1 protein-coding gene is annotated in these 459 nt (G+C 40.7%); it reads left to right on the plus strand.

What is annotated here, in order from left to right; translation table 11 throughout:
- Positions 1–189: 189 nt before the first annotated feature.
- Positions 190–459 (plus strand): aromatic amino acid transport family protein (locus BCT81_RS05065; RefSeq protein ID WP_277869794.1); only part of this gene is annotated, 270 nt, incomplete at its 3' end.

Genomic DNA, 459 nt, shown 5'->3' on the forward strand with positions numbered 1-459 from the left:
TTACTCTGTTTACGTCAAATAATATATCTAATTTAGTGTGTAATTATTGTTTTCTTCCAAAGGTTAAGCGCTAGAGTTCTTAATTCTGGCGCTTTTTTTGACCTTGGAGATTCTTCCCTAAAACATCATAGAGCAACGGGTTGTGGTCATGGATAAAAGCAATGTTGAACGAATGAAAGGTAACGACTTATGGATAGTACAAAACAGGTTATGGATACTGAAAAATCAGTAATGACCACTCAGCCGCCTTCACTCATCGGAGGGGCTTGCATCGTTGCATGTATTTGCGTTGGTGCCGGTATGCTCGGGCTCCCTGCTGCAGGAGCTGGAGTATGGACCATCGGTGCTTTGATCGTTTTAGTGTTTACTATGCTCATTATGACAACCAGCGGCTGTTTATTACTTGAGGTTTTAAAAGATTATCCTTATCGGTCATCTTTCTCTTCCATAACGAAAGAC

It is taken from the genome of Vibrio sp. 10N.261.52.A1, assembly GCF_002876325.1.
GTDB lineage: Bacteria > Pseudomonadota > Gammaproteobacteria > Enterobacterales > Vibrionaceae > Vibrio > Vibrio chagasii.